The organism is Mycolicibacterium rutilum (assembly GCF_900108565.1).
Lineage (GTDB): Bacteria > Actinomycetota > Actinomycetes > Mycobacteriales > Mycobacteriaceae > Mycobacterium > Mycobacterium rutilum.
In genome coordinates, this window is the sequence record NZ_LT629971.1 from 3,184,996 (window position 1) to 3,201,840 (window position 16,845).

The window sequence follows — 16,845 nt, forward strand, 5'->3', positions numbered from 1 at the left end:
ACTGACTGGACTCATTGACTATAGTCAGTAACTGCGCTACAAAGAGCGAACCATGACGGCACAGGCCAACCCGTCGGCGCGGGAAGCGCGTCGGCTGCAGACGCGGCAGCGGATCCTCGGCGCGGCGATCGCCGAGTTCAAGCGCTCCGGTATGGCCGGCGCCGACATCAACGCGATCGCAGCCGCCGCCGGCGTCGCGCATGGCACCTTCTACTTCCATTTCCCGAGTAAGGAACACGTTCTCCTGGAGTTGGAGCGCCGCGAAGAAAGTCGCATCGCGTCCGAGTTCGCCCGATTCCTGCAGCAACGCCACGATTTGGCCACGACGCTGGACGCGCTGGTCGACCTGGTGACCGGCCTGGAGCGGCGCTTCGGACCGCTGCTGTTCAAAGAAATACTGGCGCTGCATTTCTCGCCGACCAGGCCGCACAAGGACGAATGGACCGACCACCCGGTGATCGTGTTGCTGGTGGCTGAGATCGAGCGGGCCCGCGGTGATGGTGAAGTCCATCCGGAGGTCGACGCGTTCTACAGCGCAACGTTCTTCCTGCTCGGCGTCTACGGGGTGCTCACCACCACGGAGAACACCGGCACGCGCGACACGATGCTGCACAAGCTGGTGTCGACCGCCGTGCGCGGGCTGGAGGTGCGGTGAAGCGAACGCACAGTCAACGACACCACGACAAAGGAGGACACCATGTGGGCCTGGATCTGGGAAATACTGCGCTACGTCGGAGCCTGGGGCGGTGCGGGTCTCGTCATCTGGTTCTGGTACTGGATGTTCTCCAGCCTCGGGACGTTCTAGGTTCGCGATGACCGAGCTGTCCGATACACACGCGATGGCGGTCGAACGCACCTGTGCGGTGACGGCCGTCGCGCTCAGCGGGCAGCGCCGCGAAGGCGTGCGGCTGGTCACCGGTGAGCACCGGGTGTTCAGCCTGAGCGCGTCGCTGGACTATGTCCAGGTCCCGTACCCGGTGCTCCAGCGGGACTGGACCCGCCGGACGTTGACGCTCGGCGTGGCGCTGCAGTGTTCACCGTCGAAGGATCGGCTTCTCGGCTACCGCCTCAACGAACTGTCCGCACGCGAGCTCCGTGCGCTGACGCTCGTCGAGGGCCGTGTCGCGCTCGGCTGGATCGCGTCGAACTGGCCCGGTCTGCTCACCGAAGCGCAGAGGTTGTCGACCGATCACGACGCTCTGCCCGCCGACGCCCCGGCCGAGGACATGCTCGACCGCGCGATTGCGTTGGCGCGCACCGGTACCCCGATCTCGGTGCCCGCCGTGTTCGGCAGGCTGCCGCTGGCCTACACCAACCCGCAGGGCCTGTCCGACAAGCTGCGACGCACCTTCGGCAGGATGCCGTGGACCACGACCCAGAAACGGCTGCCGCGGCCATATTCGGTGCCCGTCGGCGGGGACGGCGGCGTGCGCAACCCCAACCTGCCGCCGCCGAGCCGACCCCAGGACAACGACCTCGACGTCACACCCGAACACCGGCCCGGCATCCCGTACCCCGAGTGGAACGCGTGGACGAAGAGCTTCCTGCGCGATCACGTCGCCGTCCTGGAACGCGCCCACCCCAGCGCGGATCGCCGACCCGGCGCCGTATCCGCCGATCTGCGCAAGTGGTTCGAGGAACACACCCACCGCGCGATGAGGAACCGGCTCGAGGATGGTTCGGATCTCGACGTCGAGCAGTACGTCAGCCACTACATCGACCTGACGACCGGTGAGGCGATCGAGCCCCGGATCTTCCGGGAACTCCTGCCCAGCAGCCGCGACGTCACCACCGCTCTACTGCTGGACGGCAGTTCGTCCCTCGGCGTCCACGGCGGCCGCATCTTCAAGCTCGAACTGGCGTGTGCGGATGCCCTGTCGCGCGCCATGACGCACGCACGGGAACGACACGGCATCTTCGTGTTCACCGGCAACACCCGGCACCGCGTCGAGGTGAACTGCCTCAAGGATTTCGCCGACCGGCGGTTCGTGCCGCCGAGCACGCTCGGCCTGTCCGCAGGCGGCTACACGCGGCTCGGCGCACCGCTGCGGCACCTGACGAGCCGGCTGCTGGCCCAGCCGTCCGAACGGCGGCTGCTCATCGTCATCGGTGACGGACTGATCTCCGACGAAGGCTACGAAGGACGCTACGCCTGGGCCGACACCGCGCACGCCGTCGAGGAGGCCGCCGACGCGGGAGTGTCGATCTACTACGTCGGCGTCGGTCCCACCCGGGTCGATCCGCTGCCCGAGGTGTTCGGACCTCAACGGTCGCAACGTATCCGGCGCATCGAAGACCTGCCGCGCGTTCTCGCCCACGTCCACAGGGAGCTGGTATCCGCATGACAACCGACACGTACTACGCGAACGGCAACGAAGTCCAGCTGTTCGAGCAGGCCTACCACCAGCGGCTGCCGGTGATGCTGACCGGGCCGACCGGCTGCGGCAAGACGCGGTTGGTCGAGCACATGGGTGCGCTGCTGCGCCGCCCGGTCGTCACGATCAGCTGTCACGACGACCTGACCAGTTCCGACCTCGTCGGCCGTTTCATGGTGACCGGTGGCGACGTGGTGTGGACCGACGGGCCGCTGACCCGGGCCGTCAAGGCCGGCGCCATCTGCTATCTCGACGAGGTGGTCGAGGCCCGCCACGACTCGCTCGCGGTGCTGCACTCGCTCACCGACCACCGGCGCACGCTCTACCTCGACCGCGCGGGCGAGGTGGTCCAGGCGCCGGAAACCTTCATGCTGGTGTGTTCGTACAACCCGGCCTACCGCAGCTCCCTCAAAGAGCTCAAACCCTCGTTCCGGCAACGCTTCGTGACGCTGCCGATGGCCTACCTGCCGCCGGACCGGGAGGCCGAGGTGATCGTCGCCGAGGCGGGCATCGACCTGGCGGTCGCCCGGCGCCTGGTCGCGTGCGCCACCGCCATCCGCACCGCCGACGAGGCGTTCCACTTCGAGCCGCCCTCCACCCGCGTCCTGGTCACCGCTGCCCACCTGGTCGCTGCGGGCGCGACCGAACTGGACGCCGCCGAAGCCTGCATCCTCGCGCCCCTGTCCACCGACGGCGCCGTCACCGACGGCCTGCGTGAAGTGGCAGTGGCCAGTTTGGCGGGCGCAGACAGCTCGAGCCGACCCTAGAAAGGAAACCCGGACGTGGACCCGAAGGAAAAGCAGCGCAAGCGGGCGCTCATCGTGCTGCAGGTCGTCATCTACGGCTACCTGCTCGCCATGTTCCTCATCCAGCTGTACATGTCGTTCGAACGCGGGTGGTGGTCGTTGTGAGCGCCGGCGTCACCGAGTCGCTGAGCCTCGAGGACCATCACGAGGAGTCCCGGCTTGCGCAACGGCGAGCCGACAAGTGGATGATCGTCGGCGCCGCGCTGATGGGCATGTGGGCGCCCGGTCTCATCGGGTTCCCCATCTTCATGCGGGGCGTTTGGCTGCAGCGGCAGGCCGCGCGCGCCGGGCTGTCGGTGCGCCCGATGATCGTCACGCTGATCGGCTACCTGGTGCTGATCGACGGCATGCTCAACAGCCTCGGCTGGGCCCTGGACCTGGTGGCCAACCACACGCTGGTCAACCGGGTACTGATGATCGGCTGGGGCCACATGTTCGACGCCGCGTACTTCTGGCATTACAACGAGCCCTGGGTCGGTGGCGCCGCGGTGCCCGGCGAGAAGGCCTACGTCGCCGGCCTGATCCTGACCGTGTTCGCCATGCGCTGCGCCGCGGCGATCGGCTTCTTGCAGATGAAGCGGTGGGGTCACCAGTGGATGATCATCACCTGCTGGATGGGCGTGGTGATCTGGTGCGCCTACGTGTTCAACATGACGATGTACGCCGACGCCCGGTACGCCGGCGTGCTGTTCCCGGTCATCGGTTGGTGGCTCTACGACATCTTCTACATCACCCCGTTCCTCGCGATCCCGTACCTGCACACGGTGAACCGCGAAATCTTCTCCGACTGAACAGGTTAAGGAGCACACCATGACATCATCAGCGGACTCGTCGGCCACCGCAGAAAAGGACCCCGCCGAGGACCTGCCCCCGGGCACCACACCGTATTACGCGCGGATGCACAAGTACATCAAGCGGGCGGTGCTCGTCTGCCTGGTCGCGCTGGTCATCGAGGGCGCGTTCACACTGCCGTTCATGGCGGTGTGGTACGGCTACCCGACGCTGAGCCTCACCGAGATCTGCAGCGGGCTGCTCAAGGTCCGCTACTCCGACGACACGCTCGAGTGCAAGGTGCCGTATCCGCCGCTGGGTCCGCCGGAGGGCGCCGAGGGCAAGGACACCGCGCGCGACGAGTGGGGTATCCAGCCCGTCCCGAAGTACGACCGGATCGGTTTCCGTGAGCTGGTGCGCATCCACGAGGAGAGCGAGGCGCGCAAAGCCGCTCAGCAGCAGGCGGATTCGGCTCCGTGAGTCGCAAGACGGCCGAGGAGCACGCGGACAACTGGGATCTTCGCGACCAGGACTTCAACGACAACGACTTCCTCTACGCCGTCTATGACGTGATGCGGCAGAAGTCGGCGTTCGCGCACACCGAGCACCCCTTCCTGAGCGCGACGCCGGGCGGCGCGTGGGTCGCGGTGCGCTACGCGGAGTGCTACCGGATTCTGCAGGACTGGGAGCACTTCTCGAGCAACCCCACACCCGAGGGGGCCGAGCAGCTCGCCGGTGACCTGGTCATCACGCTCGATCCGCCGCGCCAGCAGAAGTTCCGCAAGGTGCTCAACCCCTACTTCTCGCCGGCGCGGATGAGATCGCTGCAACCGCAGATCAGGGCCGAAACCGACCGGCTGATCGACGATTTCGTGCAGGCCGGTCGCGGGGACCTCGCGCAGGTCGCGTGGCGCCAGCCCGGGATCGTGTTCTTCAAGTACCTGCTCGGGATGCCGACCGACGACGTTCCGTTGTGCATCGAGCTGACCGACACCGCGCTCAACGGTGAGACCGAGGAAGCGCGGATGGGTGCCTGGGGCGGGCTGTACCAGCACATCCACGACGCGGTCACGGCGCGGACGTCCGGGTCCGCGCGCGACGACATGATCGACGTCCTGCTCACCGCGGAGATCGACGGAGAGCGACTGCCGTTGGCCGATGTGGTCTCGAACGCGATGCTGCTGGTGCAGGCCGGCCTCGAGACCACCGCCAACGCAATGTCGTTCGCGTTCCACTACCTGGCGTGCCATCCCGCGGAGCGGGACCGGCTGATCGACGAACCGGACCTGGTGCCGCGCGCCGTCGAGGAGTTCATCCGGTTCGCCGGGTCGATCCACGGGATCCCGCGCACAGTCGCCGGTGAGGTCGAGCTCGGCGGGCAGGTCTTCTGCCCCGGCGAGTCGGTGCTGGTGAATTACGCCGCAGCCAACCGTGATCCGGACGTCTTCGCCGATGCCGACCGGTGCGTGCTGGACCGAAGGGAGAACCGGCATCTCGGCTTCGGCGCAGGCGTGCACCGCTGTCTCGGCTCGAACCTGGCCCGGCTGGAGTTCCAGATCGGTCTAAAACAGGTCCTGGCGCGGATGCCGGACTACACGCTGGCGCCCGACGCCGAAGCGGTGTTCCACGGCAGCTCGGTCACCCGCGGGTTCCGGTCGATACCGGTCGTGTTCAACCCCGGTCAACGGTCGGCGGCATGACCTACCGGGTCGTGCAGTGGACGACGGGCAACGTCGGCACGAAGTCGGTGCACGCGATCACCACCAACCCGAACCTCGAACTCGTCGGCTGCTACGCATGGTCGAAGGACAAGGTCGGTGTCGACGTCGGCACGTTGTGCGGCATCGCACCGGTCGGCGTCACCGCCACCGATGATGTCGACGCGCTGCTGGCGCTGCGGCCCGACTGCGTGGTCTACAACCCGATGTTCGCCGACGTCGACGAACTGGTCCGCATCCTGGCCGCCGGCGTCAATGTCGTGACCACATCGGAGTTCATCACCGGCACCGGCTTCGGCGCCGGGCGCGACCGCATCGTCGAGGCGTGCCGCCGCGGTGACTCCACGATCTTCGGCAGCGGCATCAACCCCGGCTTCATCCAGCTGTTCGCGGTCGTCACCGCGGGCATCTCCGACCGGGTCGACCGGATCAGCATCGTCGAATCGTTCGACACCACCATCTACAATTCGCCGGCCACCGAAATCCCCATGGGTTTCGGCTATCCCATCGACCATCCGGACCTCGCCGCGATCACCGAGAAGGGCTCGCGCATCTTCCGGGAGGCCGTGCAGTTGGTCGCCGACGCGGTCGGTGCGCGCCTCGACGACATCCGGTGCGAACCGCGCTACGCGCAGACCACCGAGGATCTCGCGCTGCCGGGCGACTGGACCATCAAGGCGGGCTGCGTCGCCGGGATCGACGTGCGGTGGACCGGCCACGTCGGCGGCCGTGAGATCGTCGAGATCCGCGGGGTGTGGACCAAGGGGCAGACATTGGATCCGGTGTGGTCGACCGACTTCGGCTACACCATCACCGTCGAGGGCCGGCCGACCATCAGGAGCACGCTGAGCTTCGAGCCGCCGCCCGATTTCGCCGGTGAGACTCTGGACGACTACATCATGCTCGGCCTGACCATCACCGCGATGCCCGCGATCACCGCGATACCCGCCGTCGTCGCGGCGCCGCCCGGCATCGCGACCTACACCGATCTGCCGCTGCTGCTGCCCCGAGGAGTGCTCAATGCCTGACAGAACCTACCGGGTGATCCAGTGGATGACCGGCGACGTCGGGCAGGTCGGCATCCGGCACTTCACCGAGAACCCGGTGTACGACCTCGTCGGCGTGCTGGTGCACAGCAAGGACAAGGTCGGCAGGGACGCCGGGGACCTCGCCGGTATCGGACCCACCGGGGTCATCGCCACCGACGACGCCGAGGCGGTCGCCGCGACCGACGCCGACTGCGTCTTCTACACGCCGGTGATCATGGACGTGGACACCGTGTGCCGACTGCTGCGGTCCGGGAAGAACGTCGTCACCACGAGCGGTTTCTTCCATCCGACAGCGCATTTCCGCGACGCCGGTGAGCAGGTCCGCGCCGCGTGCGCGGACGGCGGCGCGTCGTTTCACGCTGCCGGCATCCACCCGGGCTACGCCGGAGACGTCCTGCCGCTCACCCTCGCCCGTGTCGCCAGCCGTGTCGACAAGGTCGAGGTGTGGGAGGTCGTCAACGTGCTGACCGACGCCCCGGTCGACCACATCGACTGGATGGGATTCGGCAAGGACAGGGACAAATTCCTCTCGGAGCCGACCATTCTCGGCCTCGGTGTCCCGTTCTTCGCGCAGTCGATGCAGATGATCGCCGACGGGCTCGGGGTGCACATCGACGAGGTGACCGCGGACCTGCAGGCCGCCACCGCCACCGAGGACATCCCGCACGACGAAGGGGTGCTGCCCCGCGGAACCGTTGCCGCACAACACCACACATGGAGCGCGATGGTGGACGGTGCCCCGCTGATCGTGTACCACGCGATCTACCTGACCGCCGGGCCCGATCAACTCGACCCGCCGTGGGACTGGGGCAGGACGCGGTACCGCATCGTCATCGACGGCGACCCGCCGACCGAGCTGACGATGCACGGGTTGGTGGCCGCCGACGGCACCATGACGCATCCCGGCTACACGTGGACGGCGATGGCGGCCATCAACGCCATCCCCGATGTCTGTGATGCGCCGCCGGGCTGGCTGACCCATCTGGACCTCGGCCTGGTCCAGCCGCGCGGGTTGGTGCGCCGATGACCGCCGACCCGGACCCGCTGCGGTTGCATCACGTCGTGTTCGCGGTGGCGCCGGAGCGTCGCGCGGAGACGGTGGCGTTGTTCGGAGAACTCGGCTTCGCCTTCCAGGAGGCCGAACTGACCGAGCTGGGCGTGCGGGTCCATCTCGACTGGAACCGGGGCATCGAGTTGATCAGCCCGCTGCCCGGGTCGACGGCGACCGTCGCGGCGAAGGTCACCGAGTTCCTCAACCGCAGCGGGGACGGCGTCTACACGGTCGTGGTCCGGGTCCCGGACGCCGCCGCCGCCGAGACCGTCGCCGAGAGATACGGATCGACAGTCCGCTTCCGGCAGGGCTTCTCCGGTGAGGGCTCCTACCTCGAGGAGATCGACCTGTCGGTGCGCGGGCTGCCGCTGACCTTGCTCGCCACCAACGTGTCATGACCGCGGCGACGAAGCCCAGCGTCTTCGACGCCGGACTGCCGGTGCTCGACTACGACATCACGGCCACCCCGCAGGACATCTATCCGCAGTTCCGGGCCGCCCAGCAGCAGGCGCCGATCGCGCTCGGACCGGTCGGGCCCGAGGTGCTGTCCTACGAACTGGCGCGCACGGTGCTCCGCGACCCCCGGTTCGGGATCCCGCCGGGAATTCACCTGTCCGCCCACGGCATCACGTCGGGTCCGCTGTGGGACCGGGTGACGCGCAGCATCCTGAACATGGAAGGTGCTGAGCACCGGCGCCTCCGCGGACTGGTGTCGACGGCGTTCACCCCGCGGGGGACGGCGCGCATGGACCCCACCATCCACACCGTCGTCAACGAACTCGTCGACCGGGTCGCCGGCCAGGGGCGGTGTGAGTTCGTCGCCGACATCGCCCGGCCGTATCCGATCCCGGTGATCTGCGCGTTGCTCGGCGCCCCGCGCGACGACTGGCAACGGTTCTCACGGTGGGCCGAAGACATCTTCAAGATCGTCAGCTTCGACTGCGACCTCGCCGCGGAAGAACCGGTCATCCTGCGGGCATGGGCCGAGTTCGACGATTACATCGACGAAATGATCGCGCACCGACGCGATCACCTCACCGACGATCTGCTGTCCGAGCTCATCCGCGCCGAGGACGACGGCGATCGCCTCGACGCCGGCGAACTGCGCATGTTGGCGTTCAGTGTGCTGATCGCCGGAACCGACACCACGCGAAGCCAACTGGCGGCGTCCATGCAGGTGTTGTGCGATCACCTCGAGCAGTGGGAGCTGCTGCGGGACCAACCCGACCTCGCGATGCGGGCCGTCGAGGAGACCATGCGGCATTCGCCGTCGATGTGCAGCACGGTCCGCAGCGCCCTCGACGATGTCACGATCGGCGAGTACATGTTCCCCGCCGGGACGTTCATCATCGTCAACACGTATGCGGCCAACCGCGATCCGGCGATCTACGACGACCCGGCGCGCTTCGACATCACCCGCGACGAACCCCCACCGATCCTGACGTTCGGCGGTGGGGCGCACTACTGCCTCGGCGCGAACCTGGCGCGACGCGAGCTCGCCGAGGCGCTGAAGATCCTCGCGCACCGGATGCCCCATCCGCGGCGCGTCGGACCCGTGCCGTGGAAGCCGCTGCTGGGCATGAGCGGTCCGACCAGCCTGCCGATCGAGTTCGGCTGATGGGGTACCGGTTCGACTCCGACGTCCTGCATGAGGTTGCGCGGCAGGTCGTCGGGTGGCCGCTGGAGACCGGTGAACTGGTCACCTGCGCCGTCGAGCTGCTCGCCGAGGCGTACCCGGATTCGATCGCGCCGACGGCCGGCCGGTGGGTGGGCAGCAAGGCCGGCGGCATCCTCGGCAAGGTGCGGTTCCTGTACTTCAGTCCGCGGGAGTACCTCGTCATCTTCGGCTCGCCCACCGGAACGCAGGGATTCTCGGGCCGCTACAAGCGGGTACAGATCCACAAGTTCCTGATGGCCGGCCAGATCGACTCCTACGACCTGGAATCCGACGATCTCACCGCCACGACGCTGCGACCCGGCGAGCACACGTGCCTGGAGAAGGGGCAGGCGCGGGGGTTGACGATCCACCCGGGGTCCTGGCACCTCGAGTACGGCCGCGGCGCGGTGGCGACCACGCTGCCGTTCGCGATGGTCGACACCCTGCTGGTGTCACTGGAATTCGAGTCGGTCCGGCGCTCGGGCGTCGAGTTCGCCCGATTGATTCGCCGCCAGGTCGCGGGATCTCGACCACGTTCCCGGTAGGAAGCACGCCGACACAGCCGAGATCACCGACACCGCAACAAGGTAGGCCACGATCGAGTTGCTCGTCTTCGTCGCGGCGTACAACGCGGTCGCGATCGTCGGCGCGAACGCCGACCCGACCACCTGCGACAAGGTGTAGCCGATCGAGACCCCGCTGTAGCGGACATCGGGATCGAACGCCAGGCTGAACAGCGAACCGGTGACACCGGCCGCCGGCGCCATCGCGAACCCGAACACCAGCAGCAGCGCAACCCCGAACAGCAGCGCGCTGCCGGTGTTGATCAACGCGAACACCGGCCAGACCGACAGGCCCATCAGGACCACACCGGCGAGGAACACCGGCTTGCGGCCGAGGCGATCGGACAGCGCGCCGAACATCGGGTAGGTGATCACCGCGACCACCGCCGCGACCGCGACACCGAACAGCGCCTGGGTCCGGTCGATCCCCGCGACGGTCGTGCCGTAGGACACCAGATACGCCACGCAGATGTAGGCGAACACACCCTGGGACAGATAGGCGCCGGCCACCAGAAGGATCTGCCGCCAATGCCTCTGGAACGCCTGCGCGATCGGCATCCGCGCGACCCGCTCCCGCCGGCGCAGCGCGTCGAAATCCGGGCTCTCCGACACGGACAGCCGGATCACCAGTCCGATGACGATCAGCACCGCGCTCGCCAGGAACGGCACCCGCCACCCCCAGCTCAGAAACTGGTCGTCGGACAGCTGCGAAACCGCCCAGAACGCGAGCGTCGCGCACGCGGTGCCCGCGGGAGCGCCCATCTGCGGGAAGGCGCCGTAGAGCCCCTTGCGATCCGTCGAGGCGTGCTCGACCGCCATCAGTGTGGCGCCACCCCACTCGCCGCCGACCGCGAACCCCTGGGCAAGACGCAACAGCGTCAACAGAATCGGCGCGGCCAACCCGATCTGGGCGTAGGTCGGCAGCAGACCCATGAGCACCGTCGCCCCGCCCATGATGAGCAGCGAGCAGACGAGCATCTTCTTGCGTCCGACCCGGTCGCCGAAATGACCGAACACCACGCCGCCGAGGGGGCGTGCGACGAAGCCGACACCGAACGTCGCGAACGACAACAGCAACCCCGTCGCCGGCGACACGGCGGGGAAGAACAGTTTCGGGAACACCAGCGCGGCTGCGGTGCCGTAGATGAGGAAGTCGTAGAACTCGACCGTCGTGCCGATGAAGCTGGCGAGCGCCACCCGCATCGGCGAAACCCGTGATGACACCGTCGACATGCAACAGAGTGTGCCTGATGACCGACGCCGAATGAATGGCTGTGCGCTATGTGCGAACCGTGGTCGCCAACGGCCGTCCGGCGGTCTCGCGCATCGTCAACAGCGTCGCGAGCGTGATCACCGCGGCGGCGATGACGTAGAAGGCCGGCGCGATCTGGTTTTCGGTGCGGTCCACGAGCCACGTCGCGACATACGGCGCCGTCCCACCGAAGATCGCGACCGAGACGTTGTATCCGATCGAGTAACCGCTGGAGCGCACCCGGGTGGCGAACAGCTCGGCGCCGGCCGCCAGCGACGCCGACACGAACACCGACTCGATCGCCGCCAGCGCGGCGTGCGCGGCGACCGCGGCGACCAGCGTTCCCGAATTGAGCAGCAGGAACAGCGGATAGGATCCGACCGCGAACGCGATCGCACCTGCGTACAGCAGCGGCTTGCGGCCGATCCGGTCCGAGAGCGCACCCAGCGGCGGGATGAGGGCTATCGCCACCAGGCAGGCAACCGTGATCGACACGAACGCGTCGATCTTGGTGAAGTTCAGCGTCTCGGTGAAATAGCTTGGCAGATAGGTGAATACCAGATAGAAGCCGACGTTGTGAATGACCACCAGGCCGATGATCTGCAGGATCGGCCGCCAGGATGTGGTGAGCGCGTCGCGCAGCGGCGTCGACGACACCTCGCCTTCCTCGCGCAGCCGCTCGAACTCCGGGGTGTCGGGCAGTCGCAACCGGATGTAGAGACCGACCACGCCGAGCACCCCGGCGATCAGGAACGGGATGCGCCATCCGTAGGAGTTCATCGCGGACTCGGAGAGCGCCGCCTCCAGCCCGGTCACCGTCAGCGACCCGAGCAGGAAGCCGATCACGACCGACCACACCAGGAACGAGACGATGAACCCGCGGTTGCGGTCGGTGGCGTATTCGGCGAGGAAGCAGGCGCCGCTGCCGTACTCGCCGCCGGCGGAGAAGCCCTGTAGACACCGCAGCACGAGCAGCAACACCGGCGCCGCGACGCCGATCGACTCGTAGCTGGGCACCAGGCCGATCGCCAGGGTGGACGCCGACATCAGCAGGATCACCAGCGCCAGCACCCGCTGGCGGCCGATCCGGTCGGCCAACGGGCCGAAGAAGAACCCACCCAGCGGTCGCATGAAGAACGCGGCGGCGAAGATCGCGAAAGTGTTGAGCAGCGCTGCGGTCTCGTCGCCCGGCGGGAAGAACTTGTCGGCGATGTAGGTGGCCAGGAAGCCGTAGATCGCGAAGTCGAACCACTCGACGGTGTTGCCTATCGCCGCGCCGCCGACCGCCGTCCGGACGACGCGGGTGTCCGCGGTGCGCACAGCCATACCGCCGTGTTCCCCGATCGGCGGCGTCTCTAACCAGCCGGAACCGGTGTGAAGATCTCGGTCACGGCGCCGCGGCCCCGCAGGGTTTCCGCGCCGTGCGCCGCCCAGCGCGCCACCTCGCCGTCATTCGCACGGGTGAGCGCCGAGCCCGAGCACAACACGCGGGTCTCGAACTCCTTGGCGCGGTCGGCCAACCGCGCCGCCTCGTTGACCGCGTCGCCGACGACCGTGTATTCGTAGCGGTTCTCGGCGCCGATGTTGCCGGCGAACACCGGCCCCGCCGATACGCCGATGCCGAAGTCGACACCCAGGCGGCGTAACTCGGTCACCAGGACCCGGGCCGTGGCGAGCGCGGCACCGGCGGGGTCGTCCATTCGCAGCGGCGCCCCGAACACCGCCAACGCGGCGTCGCCCTGGAACTTGTTGATGAGCCCGTGCCGCTCGTCGACGGCGGCGACCACGATGCGGAAGAACTCGTTGAGCAGTGCGGCGACCTCGACCGGTTCGCGGCTGGCGGCCAGCCGGGTGGAGCCGACGAGGTCGATGAACAAGACGGCGACGTCGCGCTCGTCGCCGGACAGCGACTCGTTCTCCTCGATCGCCCGGCGCACCACTTCCTCGCCGACGTGCCTGCCGAACAGGTCGCGGAGCCGGTCGCGCTCGCGGAGCCCGGCGACCATGCTGTTGAAACCGCGTTGCAGGCGGCCGATCTCGGACCACTCGTACACGTCGACGGACCGGTCGATGCGACCACGCTCGACGTCCGCCATCGCCTGCACGACGTCCTGCAGCGGGTCCGAGATCGACATCGAGACGAGGATCATCGCGCGCAGGCCCACGACGACGGCGACCAGCGCCAGCACCAGCAGTGCCAACTCGATCGCGGCCGTCTCCCCGGTGAGCCGGCCGGTGTCGCGCAGCACCAGCAGCGCCGCGATGGCAACGCCGGGTAGCGCGGTGCACACGGTCCACATCAGCAGCAGCCGGGCCCGGACACCGGGCGCGGTCAGCCGCGGCGTGGTGGGATCCGGTGCGACACTGGTCAACACCGGTCGCAGCGTGCGCAGCGTGAACAGAAATCCGGTACAGACCGTGGCGATCGCACCGAACAGCATCGCCGAACCGATCACCGCCAACGTGGTGGAACCGGCGTTGATGTTCAGCGGTATCAGCACCGCGGCCGTGAGCACCCACGGCGCCAGCGTGGCCGCGGCCTGGCGCCGCATCATGTTCAGGGTCGACGCACGTTCGGCGGGGGTGGGCTCCCGGCCGGCCTTCAGGAAACGCAGCGGCGGGATCAGGATTGCGACGGCGCTGGCCGCCACGGTCGCGGTGCCGACGGCGAGCAGTGCCGCGGTCGTGACCACGTTGCCCAGCGTGATGACGCTGCGGCCGGCGAGCGAGGCGACGATCACGATGACCTCGCCTGCGGTCAACAGATAGGCGAACGCGAGGCCTGCCGCGTACCGGACGAGCAGGCGGCGTGGCCTCACGCAGTGGACGGTATCAGTCGCTCGCGGGCAGCGGCTTGGCTTCTTTGAGCGACAGGGGAGTGGTGCCGACGCTCAGCGACCCGGCGCCGGCCTTGGTCACCAGAACCTCGGCGCCGTTGTCGTCGACGTAGCGCTTACCCATCGCGGTGCCCTCGGAGAACGCGGGATCCAACTGGGCGTCGGCGGACTTCTCCGCGTCCAGCGGAACCATCGGGACACCACCGGCGCGCAGGTCGTCGAGGCTGTCCGCGGCGCGTACCACGATGACCTGGGTGTCGCAGACCTGGCTCTGCAGTCGGGTGCCGTTCTTGATCATGCTGGGCTCCTTAGGATTTGGCGGCGCTGAACTCGGCGACCAGTTCACGCCGCAGCACCTTGCCGGTCGGACTGGTGGGCAACTCGTCGCGGAACACGACCCGGTCGGGGGTGCGGGAACCGCGAAGCTGGCCCCGGACGTAGTCACGCAGTTCGTCGGGGTCGGGTGTCGCACCGTCGGCAGGCACCACCACCGCGACGATGATCTGCCCCCATTGCGGGTCTTCGGCGCCGAACACCGCGCAGTCGTGCACCGCGGGGTGCTCGACGAGAACTTCCTCGATCTCGGCGGGTGCGATGTTCTCCCCGCCGCGGATGATCGTGTCGTCGGAGCGGCCGCCGATGAACAGGTAGCCGTCCTCGTCGAGCATCGCGACGTCCTTGGTGGGGAACCACCCGTCGGCGTCGAGCACCGAGCCGATCTCGGCGTAGCGGCCCGAGACCTGGTCGCCGCGCACGTACAGTTCACCGGTCTCGCCGGGCCCGAGCACGGCGCCGTCCTCGCTGCGGATCTGCACCTCGATACCCGGAACCGGTTGCCCCACCGAACCCAGCCGACGCAGCACCGCCTCGTCGGACGAAGCGAGCGCTTCCCGGTGGTCGTCGGGGCCGAGCACCGCGATCGTCGAACTCGTCTCGGTCAGGCCGTAGGCGTTGACGAAGCCGACGTCGGGCAATAATCCGAGTGCCTTGCGCACCAACGGAAGTGGCACCTTAGAGCCGCCGTAGGCCAGGCTGCGCAGCGTCGGCAACGGCGTGGATTCCGACTCCAGCGCGCTGACGATGCGGTCGAGCATCGTCGGCACGACGGTCGCCGAGGTCACGCCCTCACCTGAGACCAGCCGGATCCACTCCTTGGCGTCGAACTGCGGCAGGTACACCATCTTGCGGCCGGCGTAGAGGTTCGACAGCGCCGCGCTGACCCCGGCGATGTGGTACGGCGGCACGCAGATCAGGGCGGCGTCGCCGGGTTCGGCCGAGTCGAACTCGACCGTGCCGGTGATGTAGCTGGTGAGGTTGTTGTGGGTCAGCTCAACGGCTTTCGGACGCGAGGTGGTGCCGGAGGTGAACAGCACCACGCCGACGTCCTCGGGGTCGGGGAACTCGGCCGCCGGATCCGCCGTGCGTGCGGCTGCGAGGAACTCGTCGGAACTCATCACCAGCTTGCCCGCCCCGGCGACCATCTCGCGGTACTCCTCGTCGGCGATGACGAGGGGCTGGGGGAGACGGTCGATGAGTTCGCGCAGGCCGTCGGCGCTGAGCCGGTAGTTGAGCGGGGTGACCGGCACCGCGGCACGGGCGGAGGAGAACAGCAGCAGCGGCAGCATGGCGCCGCCCAGGCCGACATAGGCGACGTGCGACGCGCCGGATGCGGCGATGACACCGGCACCACCGTCCGCCAGGGCGCTCAACTCGCCTGTGGTCAGCCGCAATTCGCCTGACACGACGGCGGTGCGGTCCGGGTTGCTCGAGGCCATCTCGAGCAGGAGTGCGATGCTCATGATTTGTCGACGAAGATATCAAGGATGGGGTCGTCCCCACCGCCGTAACGGGACAGGTCGGTGACGCCGGACTCGGCCAGCAGCTGCGAGTCGATGAAGCACTGCCCGTTGACGTCGGCAGCGGGCCGCGACAGGATCAGCGCCGCCGCGTCGCCCATGATCTGCGGGTCGCGTGAACGCTCCATCGCATCGGAGAATCCCGGCGCATTGGCCACCGCGGCGGTGGCGATGTACGTCTCCGGCCACAGGCAGCTGAATCCGATGCCGGCGTCGGCGTATTCGGCCGCCCAGCCCAGCGACAGCAGCGTCATGCCGTATTTGGACAGCGTGTAGGCCGGGTGCGCACCCAGCCAGTGCGGGTTCATGTTCAGCGGGGGAGCCAGGGTGATGACGTGGGCGTCGGTGGACCGGCGCAGGTGCGGCAGCGCGGCCTTGGTCAGCAGGAACGTGCCGCGCACGTTGATGTCCATCATCAGGTCGAACTTCTTGGCCGACAGGTGCTCGGTCGGCTCGGTGGCGATGGCGCTGGCGTTGTTGATGACGATGTCGACGCCGCCGAAGTGCTCCACGGCGGTGTCCACCGCCGTCTGCACGTCCTCTTCGCGGCGCACGTCGCCGACCACCGCGACGCCCTTGCCGCCCGCGGCCTCCACCTCCGCGACGGCGGTGTGCACGGTGCCCGGCAGCTTGGGATGCGGTTCGGCGGTCTTGGCCAGCAGCACGACGTTGGCGCCGCGCCTGGCCGCAGCGAGCGCGATCGCCAGGCCGATACCGCGGCTGCCGCCGGAGACGACGAGCGTGCGGTCAGTGAAGGCGGACATGGACCTCCTTTGGCATGCGACCAGCGTCTCCCGATGCTAGCCGACCCCAGCGCGGGATTGGTATTGGCATTCTCATTTTACGCAAGTGCCATAATCGCTGTGTACCGGGTGTTCGGTGGCGTAGCGAGCACCCGCGCGCCCCTTCC

General features: G+C 68.1%; 18 protein-coding genes. 12 read left to right on the forward strand and 6 right to left on the reverse strand.

All coding sequences use genetic code 11. The features are described from left to right. The first annotated feature begins 52 nt into the window (after positions 1-52). The 12 genes from BLW81_RS15575 (at position 53) to BLW81_RS15625 (ending at position 9,972) form a co-directional block, all read left to right on the forward strand. Positions 53-655 (forward strand): TetR family transcriptional regulator, encoded by a 603-nt coding sequence (locus BLW81_RS15575; RefSeq protein ID WP_083407944.1) that lies wholly within the window; start codon positions 53-55, stop codon positions 653-655. A 157-nt stretch (positions 656-812) separates the two neighbouring features. Then, positions 813-2,345, forward strand: a complete 1,533-nt coding sequence (locus BLW81_RS15580; protein WP_083407945.1) for a nitric oxide reductase activation protein NorD — start codon at positions 813-815, stop codon at positions 2,343-2,345. Then, on the forward strand, positions 2,342-3,142 hold the full coding sequence (locus tag BLW81_RS15585; protein WP_083407946.1) for a CbbQ/NirQ/NorQ/GpvN family protein: 801 nt from the start codon (positions 2,342-2,344) through the stop codon (positions 3,140-3,142). The genes BLW81_RS15580 and BLW81_RS15585 overlap by 4 nt, the downstream gene beginning before the upstream one ends. A gap of 15 nt (positions 3,143-3,157) precedes the next feature. Next, positions 3,158-3,286 (forward strand): hypothetical protein, encoded by a 129-nt coding sequence (locus BLW81_RS30165; protein ID WP_268875561.1) that lies wholly within the window; start codon positions 3,158-3,160, stop codon positions 3,284-3,286. Continuing rightward, positions 3,283-3,972 (forward strand): hypothetical protein, encoded by a 690-nt coding sequence (locus BLW81_RS15590; RefSeq protein WP_173839630.1) that lies wholly within the window; start codon positions 3,283-3,285, stop codon positions 3,970-3,972. The genes BLW81_RS30165 and BLW81_RS15590 overlap by 4 nt, the downstream gene beginning before the upstream one ends. Positions 3,973-3,991: 19 nt before the next feature. Next, entirely contained in the window at positions 3,992-4,432 is a 441-nt protein-coding gene (locus tag BLW81_RS15595) for a hypothetical protein (protein WP_083407947.1), read from the forward strand. Next, entirely contained in the window at positions 4,429-5,652 is a 1,224-nt protein-coding gene (locus BLW81_RS15600; RefSeq protein ID WP_083407948.1) for a cytochrome P450, read from the forward strand. The genes BLW81_RS15595 and BLW81_RS15600 overlap by 4 nt, the downstream gene beginning before the upstream one ends. Further along, positions 5,649-6,698: an NAD(P)H-dependent amine dehydrogenase family protein gene (locus tag BLW81_RS15605; protein ID WP_083407949.1), complete on the forward strand. Its 1,050-nt coding sequence runs from the start codon at positions 5,649-5,651 to the stop codon at positions 6,696-6,698. Before BLW81_RS15600 ends, BLW81_RS15605 begins: the two co-directional genes overlap by 4 nt. Next, positions 6,691-7,746: an NAD(P)H-dependent amine dehydrogenase family protein gene (locus tag BLW81_RS15610; protein ID WP_083407950.1), complete on the forward strand. Its 1,056-nt coding sequence runs from the start codon at positions 6,691-6,693 to the stop codon at positions 7,744-7,746. Before BLW81_RS15605 ends, BLW81_RS15610 begins: the two co-directional genes overlap by 8 nt. After that, positions 7,743-8,168 (forward strand): VOC family protein, encoded by a 426-nt coding sequence (locus BLW81_RS15615; protein WP_083407951.1) that lies wholly within the window; start codon positions 7,743-7,745, stop codon positions 8,166-8,168. The genes BLW81_RS15610 and BLW81_RS15615 overlap by 4 nt, the downstream gene beginning before the upstream one ends. Next, positions 8,165-9,388 carry a cytochrome P450 gene (locus tag BLW81_RS15620; protein WP_083407952.1) on the forward strand — a complete coding sequence of 408 codons (1,224 nt, stop codon included), beginning with the start codon at positions 8,165-8,167 and terminating at the stop codon, positions 9,386-9,388. Before BLW81_RS15615 ends, BLW81_RS15620 begins: the two co-directional genes overlap by 4 nt. Beyond that, positions 9,388-9,972 (forward strand): isomerase, encoded by a 585-nt coding sequence (locus tag BLW81_RS15625; RefSeq protein ID WP_083407953.1) that lies wholly within the window; start codon positions 9,388-9,390, stop codon positions 9,970-9,972. The genes BLW81_RS15620 and BLW81_RS15625 overlap by 1 nt, the downstream gene beginning before the upstream one ends. On the opposite strand, the gene BLW81_RS15630 is transcribed toward BLW81_RS15625, so the two are convergent. The 6 genes from BLW81_RS15630 to BLW81_RS15655 are packed head-to-tail and all read right to left on the reverse strand — an operon-like array spanning position 9,880 to position 16,699. Next, positions 9,880-11,223 carry an MFS transporter gene (locus tag BLW81_RS15630; protein WP_235632013.1) on the reverse strand — a complete coding sequence of 448 codons (1,344 nt, stop codon included), beginning with the start codon at positions 11,221-11,223 and terminating at the stop codon, positions 9,880-9,882. The genes BLW81_RS15625 and BLW81_RS15630 overlap by 93 nt on opposite strands. A gap of 46 nt (positions 11,224-11,269) precedes the next feature. Then, positions 11,270-12,568: an MFS transporter gene (locus BLW81_RS15635; RefSeq protein ID WP_083407955.1), complete on the reverse strand. Its 1,299-nt coding sequence runs from the start codon at positions 12,566-12,568 to the stop codon at positions 11,270-11,272. Positions 12,569-12,597: 29 nt separating this feature from the next. After that, positions 12,598-14,061: an adenylate/guanylate cyclase domain-containing protein gene (locus BLW81_RS15640; protein WP_083407956.1), complete on the reverse strand. Its 1,464-nt coding sequence runs from the start codon at positions 14,059-14,061 to the stop codon at positions 12,598-12,600. Positions 14,062-14,074: 13 nt separating this feature from the next. Next, on the reverse strand, positions 14,075-14,377 hold the full coding sequence (locus tag BLW81_RS15645; protein WP_083407957.1) for a hypothetical protein: 303 nt from the start codon (positions 14,375-14,377) through the stop codon (positions 14,075-14,077). Between the two features lie 10 nt (positions 14,378-14,387). Next, on the reverse strand, positions 14,388-15,878 hold the full coding sequence (locus BLW81_RS15650) for a class I adenylate-forming enzyme family protein (protein WP_083407958.1): 1,491 nt from the start codon (positions 15,876-15,878) through the stop codon (positions 14,388-14,390). After that, a complete protein-coding gene (locus tag BLW81_RS15655) occupies positions 15,875-16,699 on the reverse strand; it encodes an SDR family oxidoreductase (RefSeq protein ID WP_083407959.1) in 825 nt (274 codons plus the stop codon). Before BLW81_RS15655 ends, BLW81_RS15650 begins: the two co-directional genes overlap by 4 nt. Positions 16,700-16,845 lie beyond the last annotated feature (146 nt).

Excerpts from the sequence above, each read along its gene's own strand:
- BLW81_RS15575 (WP_083407944.1), top strand. The coding sequence starts at position 53 with ATGACGGCACAGGCCAACCCGTCGGCGCGGGAAGCGCGTCGGCTGCAG.
- BLW81_RS15580 (WP_083407945.1), top strand. The coding sequence starts at position 813 with ATGACCGAGCTGTCCGATACACACGCGATGGCGGTCGAACGCACCTGT.
- BLW81_RS15585 (WP_083407946.1), top strand. The coding sequence starts at position 2,342 with ATGACAACCGACACGTACTACGCGAACGGCAACGAAGTCCAGCTGTTC.
- BLW81_RS15595 (WP_083407947.1), top strand. The coding sequence starts at position 3,992 with ATGACATCATCAGCGGACTCGTCGGCCACCGCAGAAAAGGACCCCGCC.
- BLW81_RS15605 (WP_083407949.1), top strand. The coding sequence starts at position 5,649 with ATGACCTACCGGGTCGTGCAGTGGACGACGGGCAACGTCGGCACGAAG.
- BLW81_RS15610 (WP_083407950.1), top strand. The coding sequence starts at position 6,691 with ATGCCTGACAGAACCTACCGGGTGATCCAGTGGATGACCGGCGACGTC.
- BLW81_RS15615 (WP_083407951.1), top strand. The coding sequence starts at position 7,743 with ATGACCGCCGACCCGGACCCGCTGCGGTTGCATCACGTCGTGTTCGCG.
- BLW81_RS15620 (WP_083407952.1), top strand. The coding sequence starts at position 8,165 with ATGACCGCGGCGACGAAGCCCAGCGTCTTCGACGCCGGACTGCCGGTG.
- BLW81_RS15625 (WP_083407953.1), top strand. The coding sequence starts at position 9,388 with ATGGGGTACCGGTTCGACTCCGACGTCCTGCATGAGGTTGCGCGGCAG.
- BLW81_RS15630 (WP_235632013.1), bottom strand. The coding sequence starts at position 11,223 with ATGTCGACGGTGTCATCACGGGTTTCGCCGATGCGGGTGGCGCTCGCC.
- BLW81_RS15635 (WP_083407955.1), bottom strand. The coding sequence starts at position 12,568 with ATGGCTGTGCGCACCGCGGACACCCGCGTCGTCCGGACGGCGGTCGGC.
- BLW81_RS15645 (WP_083407957.1), bottom strand. The coding sequence starts at position 14,377 with ATGATCAAGAACGGCACCCGACTGCAGAGCCAGGTCTGCGACACCCAG.
- BLW81_RS15650 (WP_083407958.1), bottom strand. The coding sequence starts at position 15,878 with ATGAGCATCGCACTCCTGCTCGAGATGGCCTCGAGCAACCCGGACCGC.
- BLW81_RS15655 (WP_083407959.1), bottom strand. The coding sequence starts at position 16,699 with ATGTCCGCCTTCACTGACCGCACGCTCGTCGTCTCCGGCGGCAGCCGC.